Annotated in this window: 1 protein-coding gene; it reads right to left on the bottom strand. The window is 66.3% G+C overall.

The genetic code is table 11. The features are described from left to right. On the bottom strand, positions 1–1,085 hold a 1,085-nt coding region (locus OM076_RS44500; protein ID WP_270046753.1), incomplete at both ends, for a NosD domain-containing protein.

Raw genomic sequence — 1,085 nt, 5'->3', positions numbered from 1 at the left:
GGTGTGGGTGTGGGTGTGGGGTTGGGGTCGGTGCTGGTGGTGGGGTTGATGCCGCGGTTGGTGCCGTCGGTGGCGTTGGTGGTGCCGGGGCTGCCGGGTTTGAGGGCGTAGCCGGCGTAGGTGGTGGGTTTGGCGCCGCCGGTGTAGGTGGGGGTGCCGCGGAGGTCGTGCAGGCCGCGCAGCGCGCCGTTTTGGAGCAGGTTGTAGTCCTGGCCGGCGCCGCTTGAGCCGTTAGAGAGCGCGAGTTCGCCGAGCACGTTGTCGGTGACGATGGTGCCGGTGCTGGGGTTGGCGCTGTCTTTGCTGGTGAGGTTGATGATGCCGCAGCGCAGGTTCCAGGCGCAGGCGCCGTCGGGCAGCGTGTTGTGGCGGATGATCGAGCCCTTATCGGCGCCGAGGGTGATCGCGTAGGGGTAGCTGCCGGGATCGATGACGTTGTTTTCGATCAGTTCCTGGTTGCCGCCGTCGGGGGCCATGATCCCGCTGCTGGTGCCGTGGATCCAGTTGCCGCGGATGACGGTCTGCTTTTGGCCGTAGAGCTGGATCGCGTCGGTGTGGATGCCGGCCGATTCATAGATGCCGGTGAACTCGTTGTTGAGGATCTGCACGCCGTAGCCGCCGGTCTGGATGCCGTCGGCGTTACCGCCCGGCCCGAAGGTCGAGTTCTTGATCACCACGCCCGAGGGGCCGCTGCCCTGGCCGGTGATATCCACGCGCCCTTCAAAGCAGCCGCTGCAGACGTTTTGGTTGGCGTGGGTGTTGTGATCGAGCACGACGTTGGCGTTGACCATCTGATTGGCGCGAATGAGCGCCATCCCGGTAAACGTCGAGTCCGCGACCGTCACGTCATGGCTGGCACCACCGATATCCAAGCCCGTGACCGTGACGCCCTGCACGCGCACGTTGACCGCCGGATTAAACGCGATCGACATCGACACGCTCGCGCCCGGCGCGGCCTTGACCGTCACCAGACCCGACTTCGAACCGCCCTTGAAGGATCCGTAGGAGCCGGCCGAGAGCACGACCGAATCGCCCGCCTTCGCCGAGGCGAACACGCTCGAAAGCGTCGACGGCGACGCCGCCAG

The organism is Solirubrobacter ginsenosidimutans (assembly GCF_027587205.1).
Note: the sequence above shows the minus strand (reverse complement) of the source record. Positions and strands in the feature narration are given on the sequence as shown.